Here is a 20,562-nt window from a genome sequence, read left to right as displayed (position 1 = left end):
GAGATCGTGCCGGTGCCGGTCGCGGACACCACGGTGACCTCCGACGAGGGCCCCCGTCCCACCTCCACCCTGGCGAAGCTGGCCGCCGGCGGGCTCGACCCCCGCGCCCTGTGGCCGAACATCCTGGAGGCCGTCAAGAACCGGCGCCGCTTCACCTGGATCCTGCTCAGCCAGAACGCGCAGGTGACCGGGTTCGACGGGAGCACCATCCAGCTCGGCTTCGTCAACGCCGGGGCCCGCGACAACTTCTCCGGCAGCGGCAGCGAGGACGTGCTGCGGCAGGCCCTGCACGAACAGTTCGGCGTGGACTGGAAGGTCGAGGCCGTCGTCGATCCCTCGGGCGGATCGGGCCCGCCGCCCGGCGCCGGGAACATCGGCGGCCGTCCCGCACCGCAAGCCCCGCCCGCCCCCTACGGAGCGCCCGCGCCCGCGATGCCCCCCCGCCCGGCGGCGCCGCCCGCGGCGGCCCCCGCGACGCCCAGCGCCCCCCCGGCGCCCGGAGTGCAGTCGGCGCCCGGAGTGCAGTCGGGGCCGCCCGCCCCGAGCGCCGGCCCGCCCCGCGGCCGGGCGCCGGAGCCGCCCCGACCGGCGCCCATCGCCCCCGAGGACGACATCCCCGAGGACGACGACCCCGACCTCGACGAGTCCGCGCTCTCCGGTCGCGACCTCATCGTCCGCGAACTCGGTGCGACCGTCCTGGAGGAACAGTCCCGCGACTGACCCCGCCCCGCCGCGGCGCGGACCCCGGCCCACCCCGCGCGCGGGCCCTCAGCGAGGGCCGCCGGGCCGTCCGCAGCGACCCCGACCCACCCCGGTCCTGGCGGAACCTCCAACTCCACGGGCGTCCGAGCATCGGACGGGCACACGAGGCGCGCCTGGGCGGCGGTTAGGCTGACGGGCGTGAAGGTCCTCGTCATCGGCGGCGGCGCCCGCGAACACGCCCTGTGCCGCTCCTTGTCCCTCGATCCCGACGTCACCTCCCTGCACTGCGCGCCCGGGAACGCAGGCATCGCCGAGGTGGCCCAGTTGCACGCGGTAGACGCGCTCGACGGGGCGGCCGTGGCCGCGCTCGCCACGCGCCTCGAAGCGGACCTCGTCGTCGTCGGCCCGGAGGCCCCCCTGGTCGCCGGGGTGGCCGACGCCGTGCGCGCCGCGGGCATCGACTGCTTCGGCCCGTCCCGGGAGGCCGCCGCGCTGGAAGGCTCCAAGGCGTTCGCCAAGGACGTGATGGCCGGCGCCGGGGTGCCCACCGCCCGCAGCTACGTGTGCACCGTCCCGCAGGAGGTCGACGAGGCGCTGGACGCCTTCGGCGCGCCGTACGTCGTCAAGGACGACGGGCTCGCCGCGGGCAAGGGCGTGGTCGTGACCGGAGACCTGGAGACCGCGCGGGCGCACGCCAACGCCTGCGAACGGGTGGTCATCGAGGAGTACCTCGACGGCCCCGAGGTCTCCCTCTTCGCGATCACCGACGGGACGACGGTGCTCCCGCTCCAGCCGGCCCAGGACTTCAAGCGGGCGCTCGACGGCGACGAAGGCCCCAACACCGGCGGCATGGGCGCGTACTCGCCGCTGCCGTGGGCTGACCCCAAGCTGGTCCAGGAGGTGCTGGAGACCGTCCTCCAGCCGACCGTGGACGAACTGCGCCGCCGCGGCACCCCGTTCTCCGGGCTGCTGTACGCGGGGCTGGCGATCACCTCGCGCGGGGTGCGGGTCATCGAGTTCAACGCCCGCTTCGGCGACCCCGAGACCCAGGTGGTCCTGGCCCGGCTACGCACCCCGCTCGCCGGGGTGCTGCGGGCCGCCGCCCGGGGCGCTCTGGACGACCTCGAACCGCTGCGCTGGAGCGGCGAGGCGGCCGTCACGGTCGTGGTGGCCTCGCACAACTACCCCGACACCCCGCGCACCGGCGACCCCATCGAGGGGCTGGACGCGGTGGCGACCGAGGACGCCCCGCACGCCTACGTGCTGCACGCCGGCACGAAGCGGGACGGCGACCGGGTGCTCAGCGCCGGGGGGCGGGTGCTGTCGGTGACGGCCACCGGCGCAGACCTGGCCCAGGCCCGTGAGCGGGCGTACGCGGCGGTCGGCCGCATCGCCCTGGACGGCGCCCAGCACCGTACGGACATCGCGGCGAAGGCCGCGGCGGACGCCTGACCCGCAGGGTCGCCCGCCGGTGACCCGCGGTGCACGGCCCCGGTCGTCCCCACCGTCCCGCGCACCCCGTGCGCGCGGGCCGAGGGGCCCGGGGCCGTTCGCCTGTCCGGAGACGGAGACGGAGACGGGCCGGGGCCGAGGTCGGGCCAGGGCCGGGGGACAAGGCGAAGGCGAAGGAGAGGGGGAGTGAGGGGCAGGGGAGGCACTGGTGTGGAGCCGCTCGCACGGCGCGCCCGCCCGGCGTGCGCATATGGCCCCGTGGGTGCGCAGTCATCGCACGCGCCCGCTTCCACCTCGCGCACCTGTTCGCCTTACCGTGCGGATTTGCCCCCCACCTCTACCCAAAGCCATTCCATCGGGTGACCGGTGCGCCATACGGCTGACGGCGACCGGGGGTCCAACTAGGGTGCGGCGCATGTGTTCCGGCACATGGCCCACCGGCATTGCGGTGTCCGGGGTCGGTGCCACAGTGGGGGAGTGAGCAACGCCAAAGGAGTCCGTCGGCGCCCGAGCGCGCCCGGCGGACGGTAGGGGGCGAGACCCGGTCGTGTCCGACAACGGTGTGGAGACGAGTGCGCTGTCCGCGCGCTCCCGGGCCCTCGACGTGCTGCGGGTCCGCAGTCGCGCCACGGCCGTCGCCCTCCTGCCCGCGGCGGCGGCGATCGTCCTGTTCACCGCCCGGACCAGCGGACACCTCGACGGCGGCGGCGCCCTGGACGCCCTGCTGTGGGTGCTCACTGCCCTCGCGGTGGCGATCCTGCTCGCGGCCGCGGGCATCGGCTTCGTGGTGGCGCGCTCCCGCCCCGCGGTCAGCCCCACGGTGCCGGTCGACGAGCGTTCCGCCCCCGACCTGTACCGCATGGTCCGCGAACTCGCGGACCGGCTCGACGTGCCCGCCCCCTCCGCGATAGCCCTCACCCCGGACTGCGACAGCTGGCTGGAGGACCGCACCCACCGGGCCCAGCAGCCCCGCTCCGAACGCCCCGCCGCCCCGGGCGGCCCGGACGGCGGCCCCCGGCGCGCCCGCCGCCGGGAGGCCCCCGTACTGATCATCGGATCGCCGTTCCTGTGGTGGATGCGGGTCGCCGAACTGAGGGCCGTCCTCGCCCCCGTCGTGGCCGGCACGGGACCCTCCGCACACCCCGACGTCGCCGCCGCGCGCCGGTTCGTGCGCGGGCTCGACGCCGCGGTCGCCGTCGCGTCGCGCCCCGGCCGCGGCCCGCTCGCACGGCTCGCGCTCGGGGCGACGGGGTCCATCGCGCGCCTGCTGCTGCGCGCCTGCCGCGGCTATGCCACCGAGATGGAGCGCGGAGTGGCCGCCGCCGCGGCGGCCCGGGCCCAGGACGTCGACTACGGGCTGCGGATCGTCGCGCAGGAGCAGGTGGGGCTCGCGTACGCGGGCTGGGACCGGCTGTTGACCCGGGTCGCACTGCCCGCCTGGCGGGTCGGGCGCTGGCCCTCGCGGCTGGACGCCGGCGTGGTCGCCGCGCTGACGGAACTCTCCCGGCGCGACCGGCTCGCCGAGGGGTTCGCCTCCCGGTTGGCCGAGCGCCCCGCGTGCGACCTGCTGGAGGAGCCGGGCGCGGTGGACGAGGCCGCGTCCCTGCTCGCCGCCCGGCTGTTCCACGGCGGGCCGGCCGAGCCGGGGCGGGACTGGGCGCCCGTGGACTGGGAGGCGTACCCGGAGGAGGTCGTCGACCGCACCTGGCGCACCGAGGCGGCCCGACTGCACCGGGTGCTCGACGGCGCCGGCGCCCGGCAGGGGCCCGAGGGCCCGACCCTGGCCCGGGTCCTCGACCACCTGGCGCTGCCCCAGCCCCAGCCGTCCCCGGCCCCGCCGCGGACCGGGATAGCCGGGCCGGAGGCCGCCCACCCCCCGGCCACCGGAACCCCGCCGACCGCCACCCACCCGCCGGCCACCGAAGCCGACACCGACACCGACACCGACGCCCCGGCCGCCCACCGGGCCGAGCCGGCCCCCCGCACCGAAGACGCCGCCGAGGAGCACCCAACGGAGCACCCCGCGGAGGACCCCGCGGGACGCCCCGCGGACGAGGCAGTGACCGAAGCCCAGGAAGCGGCCATGGCCAAAGCCGGAGCCGGAGCCGAGGAAGAACAAGAACAAGAACAAGAACAAGAGGAAGAGGAAGAGGAAGAGGAAGAGGAAGAGGGCACCCGGCCCGCCGGGGAACTCGCCGCCGCGCTGACCGCCGCGCTCGCCCGCGAGGAGGGCCCGCCCCGGACCGGCACCGCGCCCGCCGACGCGGGCACCGACGAAGTGCTCTGGAACGAGGGGACGTTGCCCCTCTTCCCGCTCCAACCCACGCGCAGCGGGCGGGACCTGCTCGCCGAGCACGTCATGGCGACGGTGTGCTGCGCGGCCGTCGACACCGCGGGCGCCGCACCCGCACTGGACTGGTTGGACGGTCCCTCGCTGCTCGTCGACGGCGCCCGGGCGGCCGATCTGTCGCACTGCGTGCGCACCCTGGTGGACCGGGGCGACCCCGCGCCCCTGCGCCGCTGGTTGGCGGCCCGCTCCGTGCGCACCGACAAGCCCCTGCGCCTGGTCTGAACGCCGGCCCCGCGCCGTCCGGTTGGGCCCCGCGGTCGGTCGCGCCCGTGCGTCGAGCCGGGGAACGCCTGAACGTCGTACGGGCGGTCGTCGAGAGCCCTCGAACCTTCCCCCGTACGGGCCGTGTTCCGGGTGCGGGGCTCCCGGAACACCACCAAATAACGACGAACGGTGACGGAACGCGTGCGTTATGTGATGTGCTGGGTTCCGCCCGCCGGCGACGGCAGCCCCGGGTGAGGTCGGCCCGGGGGACTCAGGGAGGGGACCGCATGGCGCCGTACGAACAGAACCACATCCCGCGCGGGGGAGCGGAGCACATCCGCCGCTGGGAGTCCGGCGCCCTCGCCCACGCGGTGAACGATCCGTTCGGGATGGGCCCCCTGCCCTGGCTGCGCGGCAGCGAGCACTACTTCGGCGACACCGGGCAGGTGGTGCCCTGGTACGTCGACACCCCGCCGGACACGGCCCGCCCCCGGGACAGCCCGGAGGCGGCCTGTGCGGCGCGCGCCGCCCGGCTCGCCGAGGCCCGGCCGCCGTACGGGCTGCGCACCGCCAACGACGTGGGCCAGCAGATCAAGGGCTTCGCGTCGGCGGCCGCGGTGGCACCCGGCGGGGCGATCGACTTCCACATCACGGTGAACCCGCCGCAGCAGTTCGGCGTGGACGTGTACCGCATCGGCCACTACGCGGGCGACGGCGCCGCGAAGATCACCACGAGTCCCCGGCTGGCGGGCATCGTGCAGCCGGCGCCGCTCACCGCCGACCGCACCGTCTCCTGCCACCACTGGTGGCTGTCCTGGCGGCTCCAGGTGCCGTCGTACTGGAACCCGGGCGCCTACGTCGCGGTGCTGACCACCCTGGACGGGTACCGCTCGCACATCCCGTTCACGGTGCGCGACGACCGTCCCGCGGACCTGTTGCTGCTGATGCCGGACGTCACCTGGCAGGCGTACAACCTGTATCCGGAGAACGGCCGGACCGGGGCGAGCCTCTACCACGCCTGGGACGGGGAGGGGCGGCTGCTGGGCGAGGCGGACGCCGCGGCGATGGTCTCCTTCGACCGGCCCTACGCGGGGGCGGGGCTGCCGCTGCACGTGGGGCACGCGTACGACTTCATCCGCTGGGCCGAGCGGTACGGCTACGACCTGGCGTACGCGGACGCCACCGACCTGCACGCGGGCCGGGTGGACCCCACCCGCTACCGGGGGCTGGTCTTCCCGGGGCACGACGAGTACTGGTCGGTGCCGATGCGGCGCACCACCGAACGGGCCCGGGAGCAGGGCACCTCGCTGGTGTTCCTCTCCGCCAACACCATGTACTGGCAGGTCGAGTTGAGCCCGTCCGCCTCGGGCGCCCCGGACCGGTTGCTGGCCTGCCGCAAGCGTCAGGGGCCGGGCCGCTCGACGCTGTGGCGGGAGGTCGACCGACCGGAGCAGCACCTCCTCGGCATCCAGTACGCGGGTCGGGTGCCGGAACCGCAGCCGCTGGTCGTCCGCAACGCGGGGCACTGGCTGTGGGAGGCGACCGGCGCCCACGAGGGCGACGAACTGGCCGGGCTGGTCGCGGGCGAGGCCGACCGGTACTTCCCGCGCGCCCCGCTCCCCGAGCACCGGGAGCGCATCCTGTTGGCGCACTCCCCGTACCGGGACGCCGAGGGCGGTCGGCGCCACCAGGAGACCTCCCTGTACCGGGCGCCGTCCGGGGCGCTGGTCTTCGCCTCGGGCACCTTCGCCTGGTCGCCGGCGCTGGACCGGCCCGGGCACGTGGACGCCCGGGTGCAGCGGGCCACCGCCAACCTGCTGGACCGCATCTGCAAGCGGGACTGAGCCGGCGGGCCCCCGAGTGCCGCCCCCGTTTCGCGGCCGGTCCGACCGGTACGGGAGAATCGCGGCAGCACTTGTACAGAACCACGGGGAGGCACCGTGTCCGGATTCGTCGAAAAGCCCGAACCGCTTCAGGTTCCGGGGCTGGTGCACCTGCACACCGGGAAGGTGCGCGATCTGTACCGCAACGAGGCCGGTGACCTGGTGATGGTGGCCTCCGACCGGATCTCGGCGTACGACTGGGTGCTGCCGACGGAGATCCCGGACAAGGGCCGGGTGCTGACCCAGCTGTCGCTGTGGTGGTTCGACCAGTTCGCCGACCTCGCGCCGAACCACGTGCTGAGCACCGAACTGCCCGCGGGGGCCCCGGCCGACTGGGCGGGCCGCACGCTCGTGTGCAAGGCGTTGCGGATGGTGCCGGTGGAGTGCGTGGCCCGCGGCTACCTCACCGGCTCCGGGCTGGTCGAGTACGGGCGGACGCGCACGGTCTGCGAGGTTCCGCTGCCCGAGGGGCTGGTGGACGGCTCGGAGCTGCCGGAGCCGATCTTCACGCCGGCGACCAAGGCGGAGGTCGGCGAGCACGACGAGAACGTCAGCTTCGAGGAGGTGGTCCGCCGGGTCGGTGCGGAGACCGCCGAGGCGCTGCGGGAGACCACGCTCGCGGTGTACGGGCGGGCCCGGGACATCGCACGGGAGCGGGGCATCGTCCTCGCGGACACCAAGTTCGAGTTCGGCTTCGACGGGGACGTGCTGACCCTCGCGGACGAGGTGCTGACCCCCGACTCGTCCCGGTTCTGGCCGGTCGAGAGCTGGCAGCCGGGCCGGGCGCAGCCGTCCTTCGACAAGCAGTTCGTCCGGGACTGGCTGACCTCGCCGGCCTCCGGCTGGGAGCGGGCCGCGGAGGTGCCGCCGCCGCCGATGCCCGAGGACGTGGTGGCGGCGACCCGGGCGAAGTACCTGGAGGCGTACGAGCGGCTGACCGGGGCCGCCTGGGAGTGAGCGGGTCGGAAACGACGAGGACCCCGGCCGATGGGCCGGGGTCCTCCCGCGTACGGAGTACGAACTGAGCGGACGACGAGGCTCGAACTCGCGACCTCAACCTTGGCAAGGTTGCGCTCTACCAACTGAGCTACGTCCGCCGGTGCCCCGAGGGGCGCCGCCCACTATACCCAACCGCGTCGCCGCGCGAGCCGCACCGCCGCGTGCCGGTTGTCGGCGCCCAGCTTGGCCATCGCCGACGAGAGGTAGTTGCGGACCGTGCCGGGGGAGAGCGACGCCCGCTGGGCGATCTCCGCGATGGGCGCCCCGTCCGCGGCGAGTTCCAGCACCTCGGCCTCCCGCGCGGTCAGCGGGGAGTCCCCGGCGGAGATCGCGTCGGCCGCCAACTCGGGGTCCACGTACCGGTTGCCGGCGTGCACGGTCCGGATGATCTCGGCGAGCCGTTGGGCGCTGACGGTCTTGGGGACGAAGCCCCGCACCCCGGCGGCCAGGGCCCGCTTGAGGTGTCCGGGGCGGCCGTGACTGGTGACGATCAGCACCCGGCAGTCGGGGAGTTGGGCGCGCAGTGATGTGGCGACGCTCACACCGTCCGCGCCGGGCATCTCCAGGTCGAGGACGGCGACGTCGGGGCGGTGCGCCAGTGCCATGGCGAGCGCCTCCGGGCCGGACGCGGCCTCCGCGGTCACCAGGAGGTCGTCCTCCAGCGCGAGCAGGGCCGCCAGGGCGCCCCTGATCAGGTGTTCGTCGTCGGCGAGCAGGATGCGTACCCGGCCGGTGCCGGGAGCGGCGGTCATTCCGCCACCTCCTTCGTGGGGACGGCGTCCGGGTTCGGGTCGTCCGGGGCGAGCGGGACCCGGGCGGTGACGAGGAAGGTCCGGCCGCCGACCCGGTCGGCGGCCCCGACGGGGCCCGCGTCCAGGGTGCCGTCGAGGTCGGCCAGCCGTTCCCGCAGTCCGGCGAGACCGGTTCCGTCGGTGGGGGCGGCGGAGGTGTCGGTCATCCCGTCGTTCTCGACGGTGAGGGTCACCGCGGTGGGGGTGCGCACCAGGGCGACGGTGCAGTGCTCGGCGGCGCCGTGCCGCAGCACGTTGGTGGTGGTCTCGCGGACCACCCAGCCGAGCACGGCCTGCACCCGGGCGGGCAGTCCGGCGGCGGAGCCGGTGAGGCGGCAGTCGATCCCGGCGGCGGTGAGGACACCCTGCGCCCCGGAGAGTTCCACGGAGAGGTCGGCTTCGCGGTAGCCGCGGACGACCTCCCGCACCTCCCGCTGGGACTCCTGCGCGATCCGCTGCACCTCGACCATCTGCGTCACCGCCTCGGGGCGTTGCCGGTGGGCGAGTTGCACGGCGAGTTCGCTCTTGAGGGCGATGACGGCGAGGTTGCGGCCCAGCACGTCGTGCAGGTCGCGGCCGAACCGGAGGCGCTCCTCGGCGACGGCGAGCCGGGCGCGGGTCTCGCGTGCGGCGTCGAGTTCGATGACGACGGTCAGCAGCCACACGGAGAGCGCGGCGGCCAGCGCCATGAACCCGCTGCCGAGGGTGACCGTCACGGTGGTGATCGCCGCCGGCAGCAGCGGGACGCCGGCGACGAAGGCGCCGATCCCCGCGCACGCCCCCAGTCCGCAGACGGCCCGGACGATCTGCCGGGCCCCGCGCAGCCCGAGGGTCAGCGCGCCGGTGCCGAAGACGAAGACGATCAGGTAGGCGGTGGCGGAGGCGGCGACCTGCTTCTCCTCGGCCGGGGAGGGGGAGCCCAGGTCGAGCCCGCGGGTGGTGACGAGCAGCAGGACCACCGCGATCAGGACGGTGGCCGCGGCCATCACCGCGGCGGCGCCGAGGGGTCGGGCGCGTCTCCCGCAGACCCAGTCCAGGGCCCGGGCCCCGGCGAGGGAGCCGATGCCGGCGTGCGTCAGCAGCAGGGCCAGCGCCAGCAGGGCGGTGGCCCGGTCCAGGACGTTCAGCAGCCCGGGCGCCAGCACGCCGACCTCGATCGCCGAGAAGGAGTGGAAGGTGCCGCGGGTGTACGACTCGACCTTCGCGGTCGTGCTCTTCCCCCGCCACCAGGCACCCGGTCTGCGCATCACGCCGTTCTTCCTCACGTCCGTCGTCCGTCACCGGTGCGGGCGGGCCCGGCCGGTACGGTCCGGGGCCCGCCCGCGCGGTTCAGCGCCGCGGCTCCCAGCGGAACCACCGGCGCACCCCGTACAGCGAGAGCGCGGTCCAGACGCCCGCGGTGACCAGCGCGGTCAGGGTCTCGCCGCCGGACAGGTCGCCGGTCATGCCGCCGCGGAGCAGGGTGATCGGGCCGCTGAGCGGCAGCAGTTCGCCGATCCGGGCGAGGTTGTCGGGCAGCAGTTCCAGCGGGAAGGTGATGCCCGAGCCGAGCAGGGAGACCATCATCATCGGCATCACCGTGACCTGGGCGCTCTCCACGCTCTGGCTGAACGCCGCGGTGACGGCGCCGGCCGCCGCGCAGAGCACGATGCCGAGCAGCAGCCCGAGCACGGCCAGGTGCGGGGCCCCGGGCGCCTCGACGTCGAGCAGGGCGTAGAAGCCGACCGTGAGCAGGACGGTCTGGAGGAGCGCGATGGTCACCGCGGGCAGCGCCGAGCCGCCGAGGATCTCCAGGTCCCGCAGTTCGCCGACCCGCAGCCGCTTGAGGACGAGTTCCTCCCGGCGGGCGACGTAGATCGCGGTGAGCGCCATGTAGACGGCGAAGACCAGGGCCATGCCGATCGCGGAGGGCAGCAGGAACGTGCCCACGGAGAGCCCGGCGGATTCGAGGTCCATGGTCTTGGTCGCGGAGTGCACGCTGAGCGGCAGGATGAACGGGATGATCACCGCCGCGAACAGGGTGCCCTTGCTCCGCACCAGCAGGGTCAGTTCCGCCCGGGCCAGCGAGGTCATCCGGCCCGCCGCGGTGGTGGTGGTGACGGCGCCGTCGCGGGGCGCGGTGCGGGGGGGTCGGGGGGTGGCGGTGTTCACAGCACCTGCTCCTTCGCCTGGTGGTCGGCCCGGTGGTCGCTGTCGCCGGGGTGCTCCTCGGCTTCCCGGGCGATCCGCAGGAACGCTTCTTCCAGGGAGGCGGACCGGATGTCCAGGGCCTTGAGGGTCAGTCGCTCCTGCTCGGCCCAGACCAGCAGCGCGGTGGCGGCCCGCTGGAGTTCCCGGGTGCGCAGTCGCACCGTCCCGCCGCTGACCTCGTGGTCGATCACCCCGAGCCGGGCCAGCGGCGGCAGGTCGCCGACGTGGTACCCCTCGGGGAGCCGGAACGAGATCAGCGAGGGCTGGGCGGCGACCACGTCCGCGACGCGTCCCTCGGCGGCGATGCGGCCGTGGTGCAGGATCGCGAGGCGGTCGGCGAGGTCCTCGGCCTCCTCCAGGTAGTGGGTGGTGAGCAGCACGGTGGTGCCGTGGTCGCGCAGTTCGCGCACCAGCTCCCAGGTGTCCCGGCGGCCCTCGGCGTCCAGTCCGGTGGTCGGCTCGTCGAGGAACAGCACCTCGGGCCGGCCGAGCAGGGCGAGGGCCAGGTCGAGGCGGCGGCGCTCGCCGCCGGAGAGCTGCTTCACCCGGACCGCGGACCGCCCCAGCAGCCCGACGATGTCCAGGGCCTCGTCCTCGGGCCGGGCGCCGCTGGTGCACCCCGCCCACATCCGCACGGTCTCCCGCACCGTCAGCTCGGAGGGGAAGCCGCCCTCCTGGAGCATGACGCCGATCCGCGGGCGGATGCGGGAGCGTTCGGCGTACGGGTCGTGGCCCAGGACCCGCACCCGCCCGGAGGCGGGGAGGGCGAGGCCCTCCAGCAGTTCCAGGGTGGAGGTCTTGCCGGCGCCGTTCGTGCCGAGCAGGGCGAAGAGTTCGCCCCGCGCCACGGAGAAGGTCACGCCCCGCACGGCCTCGAAGGTCTTCTGCGGCTGTCCGCCGCGGGCGCCCCGGCGGGCGGCGGCGGGCGTGCCGCCGCCCGCGCCGGCCTCGTCGCGTCCGGAGGGACCGCCCCCGTAGACGCGACGCAGATCGGTGACGTCGATCACGCGCTCTTCGGTCGCTTCGGTTGTCATGCCCCGATTTTCTCCTCTGGTCCGTGCCGGTCGACGGTGCGGGGTGTCACCACTGCTCATGACAAATGTCAGACGGCCGGTCCGGAAAAGCAGAAGACCCCGGTCGACGACCGGGGTCTTCTGGAAGTGCTTCTCACATGGAGCGGACGACGAGGCTCGAACTCGCGACCTCAACCTTGGCAAGGTTGCGCTCTACCAACTGAGCTACGTCCGCAGGGTATCCGAACGGCTTCCACCGATCGGCGCGAGCACCACCCTACCTGATCCACTCATGTGGTCGGTAAGCGATGCAGAGCGGGTGACAGGGATCGCACACTGCGCCTTCCCCCTGGAAGGGGGATGTTCTACTACTGAACTACACCCGCACGGCCTCTGAGCTGGGATTTCCTCCCGGCCCCGTTGGCGTGACCAAACTCTAACGGATCACGGGGGGTGCTGCGCAAGTCGACGGCCGCCACCCCCTCGCCCCGCGGCCTGACGGACCGTCGGCCCGCCCGCCGGTTCCCCGACGGACAGACCCGAGCCCGACCTAGTTGGCCGCGTCGAACGCCTCGTACACCCGCTTGGGGATGCGCCCCCGGGGCGGCACCTCCACCTGGTGGGAGCGGGCCCAGGCCCGCACCGCGGCGGGATCGGGCGTCAACGCCGTGTGCCGGTACGCCTTGGGGGCCGGCTGGCCGCCCGCCCGGGCCTTGCGGCCGGCGTGCACGTACGGGGCCAACGCCTTCCTCAGTTTCCTCGCATTGGCCGGATTGAGATCGATCTCGTACGACTTCCCGTCCAGCCCGAAGACGATCGTTTCCGCCGCTTCCCCGCCGTCGATGTCGTCATGGAGAGTGACTACGACTCGCTGCGCCACGAATATCGGTCCCTTCGTGCGGCCCCACCGCGTTGAGGTGCGGTGATGCCGTCTGTCCGGCTGCTTGAGGCAAAGTATCGGGATTGCCATTTCCTTTGTACAGGGCCGAGCATTGAATGGGGAAGACCCATTATTGTGTTGCGCGTGTCCGGCACGTGTCGGTCCTATTGCCGACCTAGGGATTTTCCAGGAGTTTTTGTGGAGGTTGCCCGGGCGATCCGGGCGGTGTCCGTGGTAGGTGAGGGCCGTCACGTAGGTACCTACGAATCTACGCGGGTAGAAATTTTGTGCGGGTAGTCTGAAGTGACCTGCTCAGCACCACACACCGGGAGTGCCAGTGGCACGCGTCGTAGTCGACGTCATGCTCAAGCCGGAGATCCTCGACCCCCAGGGGCAGGCCGTGCAGCGCGCGCTGCCTCGCCTGGGTTTCGACGGTATCGCCGACGTACGTCAGGGAAAGCGTTTCGAACTTGAGGTCGAGGGGCCGGTGGACGAAGCCGCCCTCGCCCGCATTCACGAGATGGCCGAGACGTTCCTGGCCAACACCGTGATCGAGGACTTCGTCGTCCGTGTGGACGAGACCGCCGGAAAGGCCGGAGCCAAGTGACCGCACGTATCGGCGTCGTCACTTTCCCGGGCACCCTGGACGACCGTGACACCCAGCGCGCGATCCGGGTCGCCGGCGCCGAGGCCGTCCCGCTGTGGCACCGCGACAAGGACCTGAAGCAGGTCGACGCCGTCGTCCTCCCGGGTGGATTCTCGTACGGCGACTATCTCCGCGCCGGAGCCATCTCCCGCTTCTCGCCCGTGATGGAGACGATCATCGCGGAAGCCAAGTCGGGAATGCCGGTCCTGGGAATCTGCAACGGATTCCAGGTGCTGACCGAAACCCACCTGCTGCCCGGCGCGATGCTGCGGAACAACCACCTGCACTTCATCTGCCGCGACCAGAAGCTGCGGGTCGAGACCACCGCCACCGCCTGGACCGCCGACTACGCCGCCGGCCAGGAGATCTCCGTCCCGCTCAAGAACATCGACGGCCGCTACGTCGCCGACGAGCGCACCCTCGACGAGCTGGAGGCCGAGGGCCGGGTGGCCTTCCGCTACCTGGACGTCAACCCCAACGGCTCGCTCCGCGACATCGCGGGCGTCACCAACGCCGAGGGCAACGTCGTCGGCCTGATGCCGCACCCCGAGCACGCCGTCGAGGGCCTGATCGGCACCGGCCGCACCGACGGACTCGGCTTCTTCACCTCGATCCTGAACAACCTCGTGCGGAAGGGAGCCGTGGCATGACGCTCGACACGGTCAAGCACGCGGCCGGCACGCCCGAGGCGGAGCAGCCCTGGCAGGAGCTCGGCCTCAAGCGCGACGAGTACGACCGCATCCGCGAGATCCTGGGCCGCCGCCCGACCGGCGCCGAACTCGCCATGTACTCCGTCATGTGGTCCGAGCACTGCTCCTACAAGAGCAGCAAGGTCCACCTGCGCCAGTTCAGCGAGAAGGCCCCCGAGAACGACGCCCTCCTCGTCGGCATCGGCGAGAACGCCGGCGTCGTCGACGTCGGCCAGGGGTACGCGGTGACCTTCAAGGTCGAGTCGCACAACCACCCCTCGTACATCGAGCCCTACCAGGGCGCGGCCACCGGCGTCGGCGGCATCGTCCGCGACATCCTCGCCATGGGCGCCCGCCCGGTCGCCGTCATGGACCCGCTGCGGTTCGGCGCCGCCGACCACCCCGACACCAAGCGGGTGCTGCCCGGCGTGGTCGCCGGCGTCGGCGGCTACGGCAACTGCCTGGGCCTGCCCAACATCGGCGGCGAGGTCGTCTTCGACTCCTGCTACCAGGGCAACCCGCTGGTCAACGCCCTCTGCGTGGGCGTGATGAAGCACGAGGACATCCACCTCGCCAAGGCGTCCGGCACCGGCAACAAGGTCATCCTCTACGGGGCCCGCACCGGCGGCGACGGCATCGGCGGCGTCTCCGTGCTCGCCTCCGAGACCTTCGAGTCGACCGGCCCGGCGAAGCGCCCGGCCGTCCAGGTCGGCGACCCCTTCCAGGAGAAGCTGCTCATCGAGTGCACCCTGGAGATCTTCGCGGAGAAGCTGGTCGACGGCATCCAGGACCTCGGCGGCGCCGGCCTGTCCTGCGCCACCAGCGAGCTGGCCAGCGCCGGCTCCGGCGGCATGCGCGTCGACCTGGAGACCGTGCCGCTGCGCGACGCGACCCTCTCGCCCGAGGAGATCCTCATGAGCGAGTCGCAGGAGCGCATGTGCGCCATCGTGGAACCCGCCAAGGTCGACCGCTTCCTGGAGATCTGCGAGAAGTGGGACGTCATCGCCACCGTCATCGGTGAGGTGACCGAGGGCGACCGGCTGGAGATCTTCTGGCACGGCGAGCAGATCGTCGACGTCCCGCCGCGCACCGTCGCCCACGAGGGCCCCGTCTACGAGCGCCCCTTCGCCCGCCCCGGCTGGCAGGACGCCCTCCAGGCGGACGACGCGAACGCGCTGCCCCGCCCGGCCGGCGGCGACGAGCTGAAGGACCAGGTCCTGCGCCTCGTCGCCTCGCCCAACCAGGCGTCCAAGGCGTGGATCACCGACCAGTACGACCGGTTCGTGCAGGGCAACACCGTCCTCGCGCAGCCCGAGGACTCCGGCATGATCCGCATCGACGAGGACACCGACCTCGGGGTCGCGGTCGCCACCGACGGCAACGGCCGCTACGCCAAGCTCGACCCCTATGCCGGCGCCCAGCTCGCCCTCGCGGAGGCGTACCGCAACGTGGCGACGAGCGGGGCCAAGCCGCTCGCCGTCTCCAACTGCCTCAACTTCGGCTCCCCCGAGGACCCCGCGGTGATGTGGCAGTTCGCGGAGGCCACCCGCGGCCTCGCCGACGCCTGCCAGGTGCTCGGCACCCCGGTCACCGGCGGCAACGTCTCCCTCTACAACCAGACGGGCGACACCGCGATCCACCCGACCCCGGTCGTCGCGGTGCTCGGCGTCATCGACGACGTGAACCGCCGCACCCCGGTCGGCTTCGCCGAAGAGGGGCAGCTGCTGTACCTCCTCGGCGACACCCGCGAGGAGTTCGGCGGTTCGGCCTGGGCCCAGGTCGTCCACGACCACCTCGGCGGTCTGCCCCCGGCGGTCGACCTGGAGCGGGAGCGGCTGCTCGCCGACATCCTGATCTCGGCCTCCCGCGACGGCATGATCGACGCCGCGCACGACCTCTCGGACGGCGGTCTCGTCCAGGCGGTCACCGAGTCCTGCCTGCGCGGCGGGCACGGCGCCCGGCTGGTCGTCCCGGACGGCCTGGACGCCTTCACCTTCCTCTTCTCCGAGTCCACGGGACGCGCCGTCGTCGCGGTGCCCCGCTCGGAGGAGGTCCGCTTCACCGACATGTGCGGGGCCCGCGGTCTGCCGGCCGCCCGCATCGGCGTCGTCGACGGCGACGCGGTCGAGGTGCAGGGCGAGTTCGCCCTCCCCCTCGCCGAGTTGCGGACCGCCCACGAGGGGACGATCCCGGCCCTGCTCGCCTGAGGGTCCGGCACGCTCCGTCGAGCCCCCCGCCCCGGCAACCGCCGGGCGGGGGGCTCCGTCGTGCCCGTGCCTCCCCCCGCCCACGCCACCCGTACGAGGGATTGAACGTCATTACGTAACTACGTAATCTAGCCCCATGGACCTGGAACAGCGCCTCACCGCCCTCGAACGCAGACTCACCGCCCTGGAGGGCGCGGACCCCCCGAGCACCTCGACGCCCCCCGCCCCCCCGACCCCGCCCGGAGACCCCGCCCGAGCCGAGCCCCGCGCCGACCTGTGGGCCCTCGACGGCTTCCGGGAACAACTCGCCGACGCCGGCCCCGAAGCGGCGGACGGAGGCGTCCTGTTCACCGGGACGGTCGCACTGCCCACCGGAGCCCGCTACGAATGGCAGTACGGCGAACTGACCGAACGCCTCGTCGAAGCCGACTGGTCCCCCCGCGCCGAGGTCTTCGCCGCCCTCGGCCACCCGGTACGCCTGAGACTCCTGCGGGAAGTCCTCTCCGGCAGCAGCACCGCCGCCGAACTCAGCGAGTTGGAAGGACTCGGCACCACCGGCCAGATCTACCACCACCTCCGCCAACTCGCCGGCGCCGGCTGGCTCCACACCACCGGCCGCGGACGCTACGAGGTGCCCGCCACCCGCGTGGTGCCCCTCCTGGTCGCCGTCACCCTGGCGGGCTCCCCGTGACCACCGACCCCCAACGAACCGCACCCCTCGGGAAGAAGACCCCCGCCCCCTCCTCCCGCAGACCCGCGACCCGCACCCTCCACAAGGTCCTCAACCGCACCTACCGAACCGTCCTGCTCCTCCTCCTGGCCCTGATCGCCGCCAGCTTCGTCGTCGACCGACTGAACGAGCCCCCGTTTCCGCTGCTCTGGCCCTTCCTCGGGCTGACCGCCCTGATCGTCCTGTTCCTCGCCCGGCTGACCGGCCCGTCCCGGAGGAGAACGACCCGACCCGCCGACGAACCGGTCGACGTGGCCCCACCCGTCACCGGCCGCTGGACCGCGGTCAACAGCCCCGCGGACAAGGTCCCCAGCCACGGCACCCACAGCTACGGCCAGACCTACGCCATCGACATCGTGGCCGAGCCGGCAGCCACCCCCGACCCCACCGACCCCGCCCCTCCCGCTGCCTCCGACGCCCCTGCCGACCGTGCCGCCCCCCGGCGCCCTCCGTTCGCCTGGTTCTGGCCACTGATACGTCGCCCCGACGCCTACCCCGCCCACGGGGCACCGCTGTTCGCGGTCGCCGACGCCACCGTGGTCCGCGCTCAGGACACCCAACGGGACCACCTGAGCCGCAGCTCGCTACCCATGCTGGCGTACCTGATGGTGGTCGAAGCCCCGGCCCGTGCCCTGTGGGGGCCCACCCGGGTCACCGGCAACCACCTCGTCCTCGACCTGGGGGACGGCACCTACGCCCTGTACTGCCATCTCCGCCGGGGCTCGCTCCGGGTGCGCGTCGGCGACCGCGTCCACCTCGGGCAACCCGTCGCCGCCACCGGCAACTCCGGCAACTCCACCGAACCGCACCTCCACTTCCAGCTGATGGACGCGCCCGACCTGGACGAGGCTCGGGGCGTGCCGTTCCGCTGGCACGGAGTGGGCCTACCGGCGAACGGCGAGACCTTCACCGTCGAAGCGAGGAGCGAGGAGGTCACCCCGGGCTGACGCGACCCCGCACCGGCACCCGGGCACCGGCGCCGGAGCACGACGGAACGTGGCACCCAGTGCCATGCGCGGGAGCGCGCGAGGGAGCCGCCGGCCGCGGCCCGCCGAGTCCACGAGGCCGTGTGCACGGTGCTCGGGACATCGCGCCGCCAGCCGGGGCAACACCGAGGGGGCGGGAGGGGAGGGGGAGGGGGAGGGGACCCCCCAGCAGGGAAAACCACTCAACGCCCCCACCCCACCTGGATTAAGGTCGCCCCATGCCTCCCCGTAGCAAGCGCGTCCGCACCTTCGATCCGGCGAGGACCCGGGCCGCCGTGCTCGCCCAGTACCGACACGTGCGGGAGGCGGTGGCGCAGCTCACCCCGGAGCAGTCGGCCGCTCCGACCCGACTCGGGGACTGGACGGTGCGGGAGCTCGTCGCCCATCTGTCGATCGCCGTGGGGGTGGTCACCCGGGCCCTGGAGCTTCCCGAGCCCACCCGGCTGGAACTCCCGCTGGACGCCTACGCGGCGGCCACGTTCGCCGGGGCCGGAGCGGTCGACGAGGCAGCGCACACCGCGTCGGCGGAGACGGACCCGGACGTGCTGTTCGCCCGGGCCGACCGGGTCGAGGAAGTGCTGGCCACGGTGTCCGACGAGCGTCTCGTCCCGTTGCTGCCGGGGGCGATGAGCTTCGCGGACTTCCTGGTCACCCGGGTCGTGGAGTTGGTGGTGCACACCGACGACCTCAACAGCGCCGGCCTGGACGTGCCGATCGACCCCAAGGCGCTGGCGATCGTGACCCGGTTCCTCGCGGACAGCCTGGCCGTGAAGGCCCCGGGCGGGTCGGTGGAGGTCCGGATCCCGCCGTACGCGGTGGTCCAGTGCGTGGCCGGCCCGAGGCACACCCGGGGAACCCCGCCGAACGTCGTCGAAACCGATGCGCTGACCTGGGTCCGGCTCGCCACGGGGCGCGCGGACTGGGCGACGGAGGTCCGGGCGGCCAGGGTGTCGGCGAGCGGCGAGCGCGCGGACCTCGCGGAGGTGCTGCCGCTGATGGGCTGACGCGGACGGGCCGAGGACGCCGGGGCTGCCGAGCACGCCGGGCCGAGGACGCCGGGGCTGAAGACGACCGGGCGGAGCAGCGGCCCGCCCGCCGCGGGTCACGGGTCACGGAGAGCCAGGAGCCGCCACGGAACGCCACCCGGTGCAGGGAGCGCGGGGGGTAGCGGGGTGCCGGAGGGCGCGGACCGGGCCGTCACCGAACCGGCCGGTAAGTGATTCCCCTTACGGAACCCGTCCTCAATTCGGACCAGTGGTCGATCTCGCCTACACTCGGTGCCGTGCCACGTGGTGACGGTCGACTCAATCACGATCTGCTCCCCGGGGAGAAGGGCCCGCAAGACGCATGTGGCGTCTTCGGTGTCTGGGCTCCGGGTGAAGAGGTCGCAAAGCTCACGTACTTCGGGCTCTACGCCCTCCAGCATCGGGGCCAGGAATCCGCGGGTATCGCGGTCAGCAACGGCTCCCAGATCCTCGTCTTCAAGGACATGGGCCTGGTCTCCCAGGTCTTCGACGAGACCTCCCTCGGCTCCCTCCAGGGCCACATCGCCGTGGGACACGCCCGCTACTCGACCACCGGGGCCTCGGTGTGGGAGAACGCGCAGCCCACGTTCCGCGCGACCCCGCGGGGCTCCCTGGCCCTCGGCCACAACGGCAACCTGGTGAACACGGCCCAGCTCGCCGAGATGGTCGCCGCGATGCCCAAGCAGGAGGGGCGCGCCACCCAGGTGGCCGCGACCAACGACACCGACCTGGTCACCGCGCTGCTGGCGGGCCAGGTCGACGACGACGGCAAGCCGCTGACCATCGAGGAGTCCGCCGCCAAGGTGCTGCCCTCGGTGAAGGGCGCGTTCTCGCTGGTCTTCATGGACGAGCACACCCTGTACGCGGCCCGTGACCCGCAGGGCATCCGGCCGCTGGTGCTGGGACGTCTGGAGCGGGGTTGGGTGGTGGCCTCCGAGTCCGCCGCCCTGGACATCTGCGGTGCGACGTACGTCCGGGAGATCGAGCCGGGTGAGCTGGTCGCCGTCGACGAGAACGGCATCCGCACCTCTCGATTCGCGAAAGCGAAGCCCAAGGGTTGCGTCTTCGAGTACGTGTACCTGGCCCGTCCGGACACGGACATCGCCGGGCGCAACGTCTACCTCTCCCGGGTGGAGATGGGCCGCCGGCTCGCCGCGGAGGCGCCGGTCGAGGCCGATCTGGTCATAGCGACCCCGGAGTCCGGCACCCCGGCCGCGATCGGCTACGCCGAGGCCTCGGGCATCCCGTTCGGCGCCGGACTGGTGAAGAACGCGTACGTGGGTCGGACGTTCATCCAGCCCTCGCAGACGATCCGCCAGCTCGGCATCCGTCTGAAGCTGAACCCGTTGAAGGAAGTCATCAAGGGCAAGCGGTTGGTCGTCGTCGACGACTCGATCGTGCGCGGCAACACCCAGCGCGCCCTGGTGCGGATGCTGCGCGAGGCGGGCGCCGCCGAGGTGCACATCCGGATCTCCTCCCCGCCGGTGAAGTGGCCGTGCTTCTTCGGCATCGACTTCGCCACCCGCGCCGAGCTGATCGCCAACGGCATGAGCGTCGAGGAGATCGGCAAGTCCCTCAGCGCCGACTCGCTCGCGTACATCTCCCTGGACGGCATGATCGAGGCCACCACCATCGACAAGCCCGACCTGTGCCGGGCCTGCTTCGACGGCGAGTACCCGATGGAGCTGCCCGACCCGGAGCTGCTCGGCAAGCAGCTGCTGGAGACCGAGCTGGCCGCCGGTCCCGCGGCCACCGCCGCGGTCGACGCGCTCCGCCGTCCGTGATGATCCCCCGTAGAACACACACGAAGGCTCC

16 protein-coding genes, 3 tRNA genes and 1 pseudogene are annotated in these 20,562 nt (G+C 73.2%); 12 read left to right on the top strand and 8 right to left on the bottom strand.

Going from position 1 to position 20,562, the window contains the following annotated elements; translation table 11 throughout:
• The 5 genes and pseudogenes from ABT092_RS19050 to ABT092_RS19030 all read left to right on the top strand — a co-directional run.
• Positions 1-720, top strand: a pseudogene (locus ABT092_RS19050) (DNA polymerase III subunit gamma and tau); the annotation flags it as partial.
• Between the two features lie 180 nt (positions 721-900).
• Positions 901-2,154, top strand: coding sequence for a phosphoribosylamine--glycine ligase (gene purD, locus ABT092_RS19045; RefSeq protein ID WP_351245270.1), 1,254 nt, complete (start codon positions 901-903; stop codon positions 2,152-2,154).
• Positions 2,155-2,701: 547 nt separating this feature from the next.
• A complete protein-coding gene (locus ABT092_RS19040; RefSeq protein WP_351245268.1) occupies positions 2,702-4,726 on the top strand; it encodes a M48 family metalloprotease in 2,025 nt (674 codons plus the stop codon).
• A gap of 269 nt (positions 4,727-4,995) precedes the next feature.
• Positions 4,996-6,552, top strand: coding sequence for a N,N-dimethylformamidase beta subunit family domain-containing protein (locus tag ABT092_RS19035; protein WP_351245266.1), 1,557 nt, complete (start codon positions 4,996-4,998; stop codon positions 6,550-6,552).
• Between the two features lie 96 nt (positions 6,553-6,648).
• Positions 6,649-7,548, top strand: a complete 900-nt coding sequence (locus ABT092_RS19030; RefSeq protein ID WP_351245264.1) for a phosphoribosylaminoimidazolesuccinocarboxamide synthase — start codon at positions 6,649-6,651, stop codon at positions 7,546-7,548.
• Between the two features lie 67 nt (positions 7,549-7,615).
• On the opposite strand, the gene ABT092_RS19025 is transcribed toward ABT092_RS19030, so the two are convergent.
• The 8 genes from ABT092_RS19025 to ABT092_RS18990 form a co-directional block, all read right to left on the bottom strand.
• Positions 7,616-7,688: transfer RNA gene (locus ABT092_RS19025), tRNA-Gly, on the bottom strand.
• Positions 7,689-7,712: 24 nt separating this feature from the next.
• On the bottom strand, positions 7,713-8,342 hold the full coding sequence (locus ABT092_RS19020; RefSeq protein WP_351245262.1) for a response regulator: 630 nt from the start codon (positions 8,340-8,342) through the stop codon (positions 7,713-7,715).
• On the bottom strand, positions 8,339-9,628 hold the full coding sequence (locus ABT092_RS19015; protein ID WP_351245260.1) for a sensor histidine kinase: 1,290 nt from the start codon (positions 9,626-9,628) through the stop codon (positions 8,339-8,341). The genes ABT092_RS19020 and ABT092_RS19015 overlap by 4 nt, the downstream gene beginning before the upstream one ends.
• Positions 9,629-9,710: 82 nt before the next feature.
• On the bottom strand, positions 9,711-10,532 hold the full coding sequence (locus ABT092_RS19010; RefSeq protein WP_502968460.1) for an ABC transporter permease: 822 nt from the start codon (positions 10,530-10,532) through the stop codon (positions 9,711-9,713).
• Complete coding sequence (locus tag ABT092_RS19005) at positions 10,529-11,605, bottom strand: ABC transporter ATP-binding protein (RefSeq protein ID WP_351245258.1); 1,077 nt, start codon at positions 11,603-11,605, stop codon at positions 10,529-10,531. The genes ABT092_RS19010 and ABT092_RS19005 overlap by 4 nt, the downstream gene beginning before the upstream one ends.
• A gap of 138 nt (positions 11,606-11,743) precedes the next feature.
• Positions 11,744-11,819: transfer RNA gene (locus ABT092_RS19000), tRNA-Gly, on the bottom strand.
• Positions 11,820-11,898: 79 nt separating this feature from the next.
• Positions 11,899-11,970 (bottom strand) — tRNA-Gly (locus ABT092_RS18995).
• Positions 11,971-12,134: 164 nt separating this feature from the next.
• The gene (locus tag ABT092_RS18990; RefSeq protein ID WP_351245256.1) at positions 12,135-12,464 is read right to left on the bottom strand and encodes a histone-like nucleoid-structuring protein Lsr2; all 330 of its coding nucleotides are present in this window, start codon (positions 12,462-12,464) and stop codon (positions 12,135-12,137) included.
• A gap of 337 nt (positions 12,465-12,801) precedes the next feature.
• On the opposite strand from ABT092_RS18990, the gene purS reads away from it, so the two are divergent.
• From purS to purF, 7 genes are all read left to right on the top strand, one after another.
• Positions 12,802-13,071: a phosphoribosylformylglycinamidine synthase subunit PurS gene (gene purS / locus ABT092_RS18985; protein ID WP_351245254.1), complete on the top strand. Its 270-nt coding sequence runs from the start codon at positions 12,802-12,804 to the stop codon at positions 13,069-13,071.
• Positions 13,068-13,760 (top strand): phosphoribosylformylglycinamidine synthase subunit PurQ, encoded by a 693-nt coding sequence (purQ, locus tag ABT092_RS18980; protein ID WP_351245252.1) that lies wholly within the window; start codon positions 13,068-13,070, stop codon positions 13,758-13,760. Before purS ends, purQ begins: the two co-directional genes overlap by 4 nt.
• A complete protein-coding gene (purL, locus tag ABT092_RS18975) occupies positions 13,757-16,006 on the top strand; it encodes a phosphoribosylformylglycinamidine synthase subunit PurL (protein WP_351245250.1) in 2,250 nt (749 codons plus the stop codon). The genes purQ and purL overlap by 4 nt, the downstream gene beginning before the upstream one ends.
• A gap of 136 nt (positions 16,007-16,142) precedes the next feature.
• Complete coding sequence (locus ABT092_RS18970; protein ID WP_351245248.1) at positions 16,143-16,697, top strand: ArsR/SmtB family transcription factor; 555 nt, start codon at positions 16,143-16,145, stop codon at positions 16,695-16,697.
• A 113-nt stretch (positions 16,698-16,810) separates the two neighbouring features.
• The gene (locus ABT092_RS18965; protein WP_502968461.1) at positions 16,811-17,683 is read left to right on the top strand and encodes a M23 family metallopeptidase; all 873 of its coding nucleotides are present in this window, start codon (positions 16,811-16,813) and stop codon (positions 17,681-17,683) included.
• A gap of 257 nt (positions 17,684-17,940) precedes the next feature.
• Entirely contained in the window at positions 17,941-18,726 is a 786-nt protein-coding gene (locus tag ABT092_RS18960) for a maleylpyruvate isomerase family mycothiol-dependent enzyme (protein ID WP_351245244.1), read from the top strand.
• A gap of 278 nt (positions 18,727-19,004) precedes the next feature.
• Positions 19,005-20,531: an amidophosphoribosyltransferase gene (gene purF / locus ABT092_RS18955; protein WP_351245242.1), complete on the top strand. Its 1,527-nt coding sequence runs from the start codon at positions 19,005-19,007 to the stop codon at positions 20,529-20,531.
• The last annotated feature ends 31 nt before the right edge of the window (positions 20,532-20,562 follow it).

Source organism: Streptomyces sp. NPDC002490 (assembly GCF_040296045.1).
Lineage (GTDB): Bacteria > Actinomycetota > Actinomycetes > Streptomycetales > Streptomycetaceae > Streptomyces.
The sequence above is the reverse complement of the archived record's forward strand: the minus strand, read 5'-3'. Positions and strand labels throughout refer to the sequence as shown.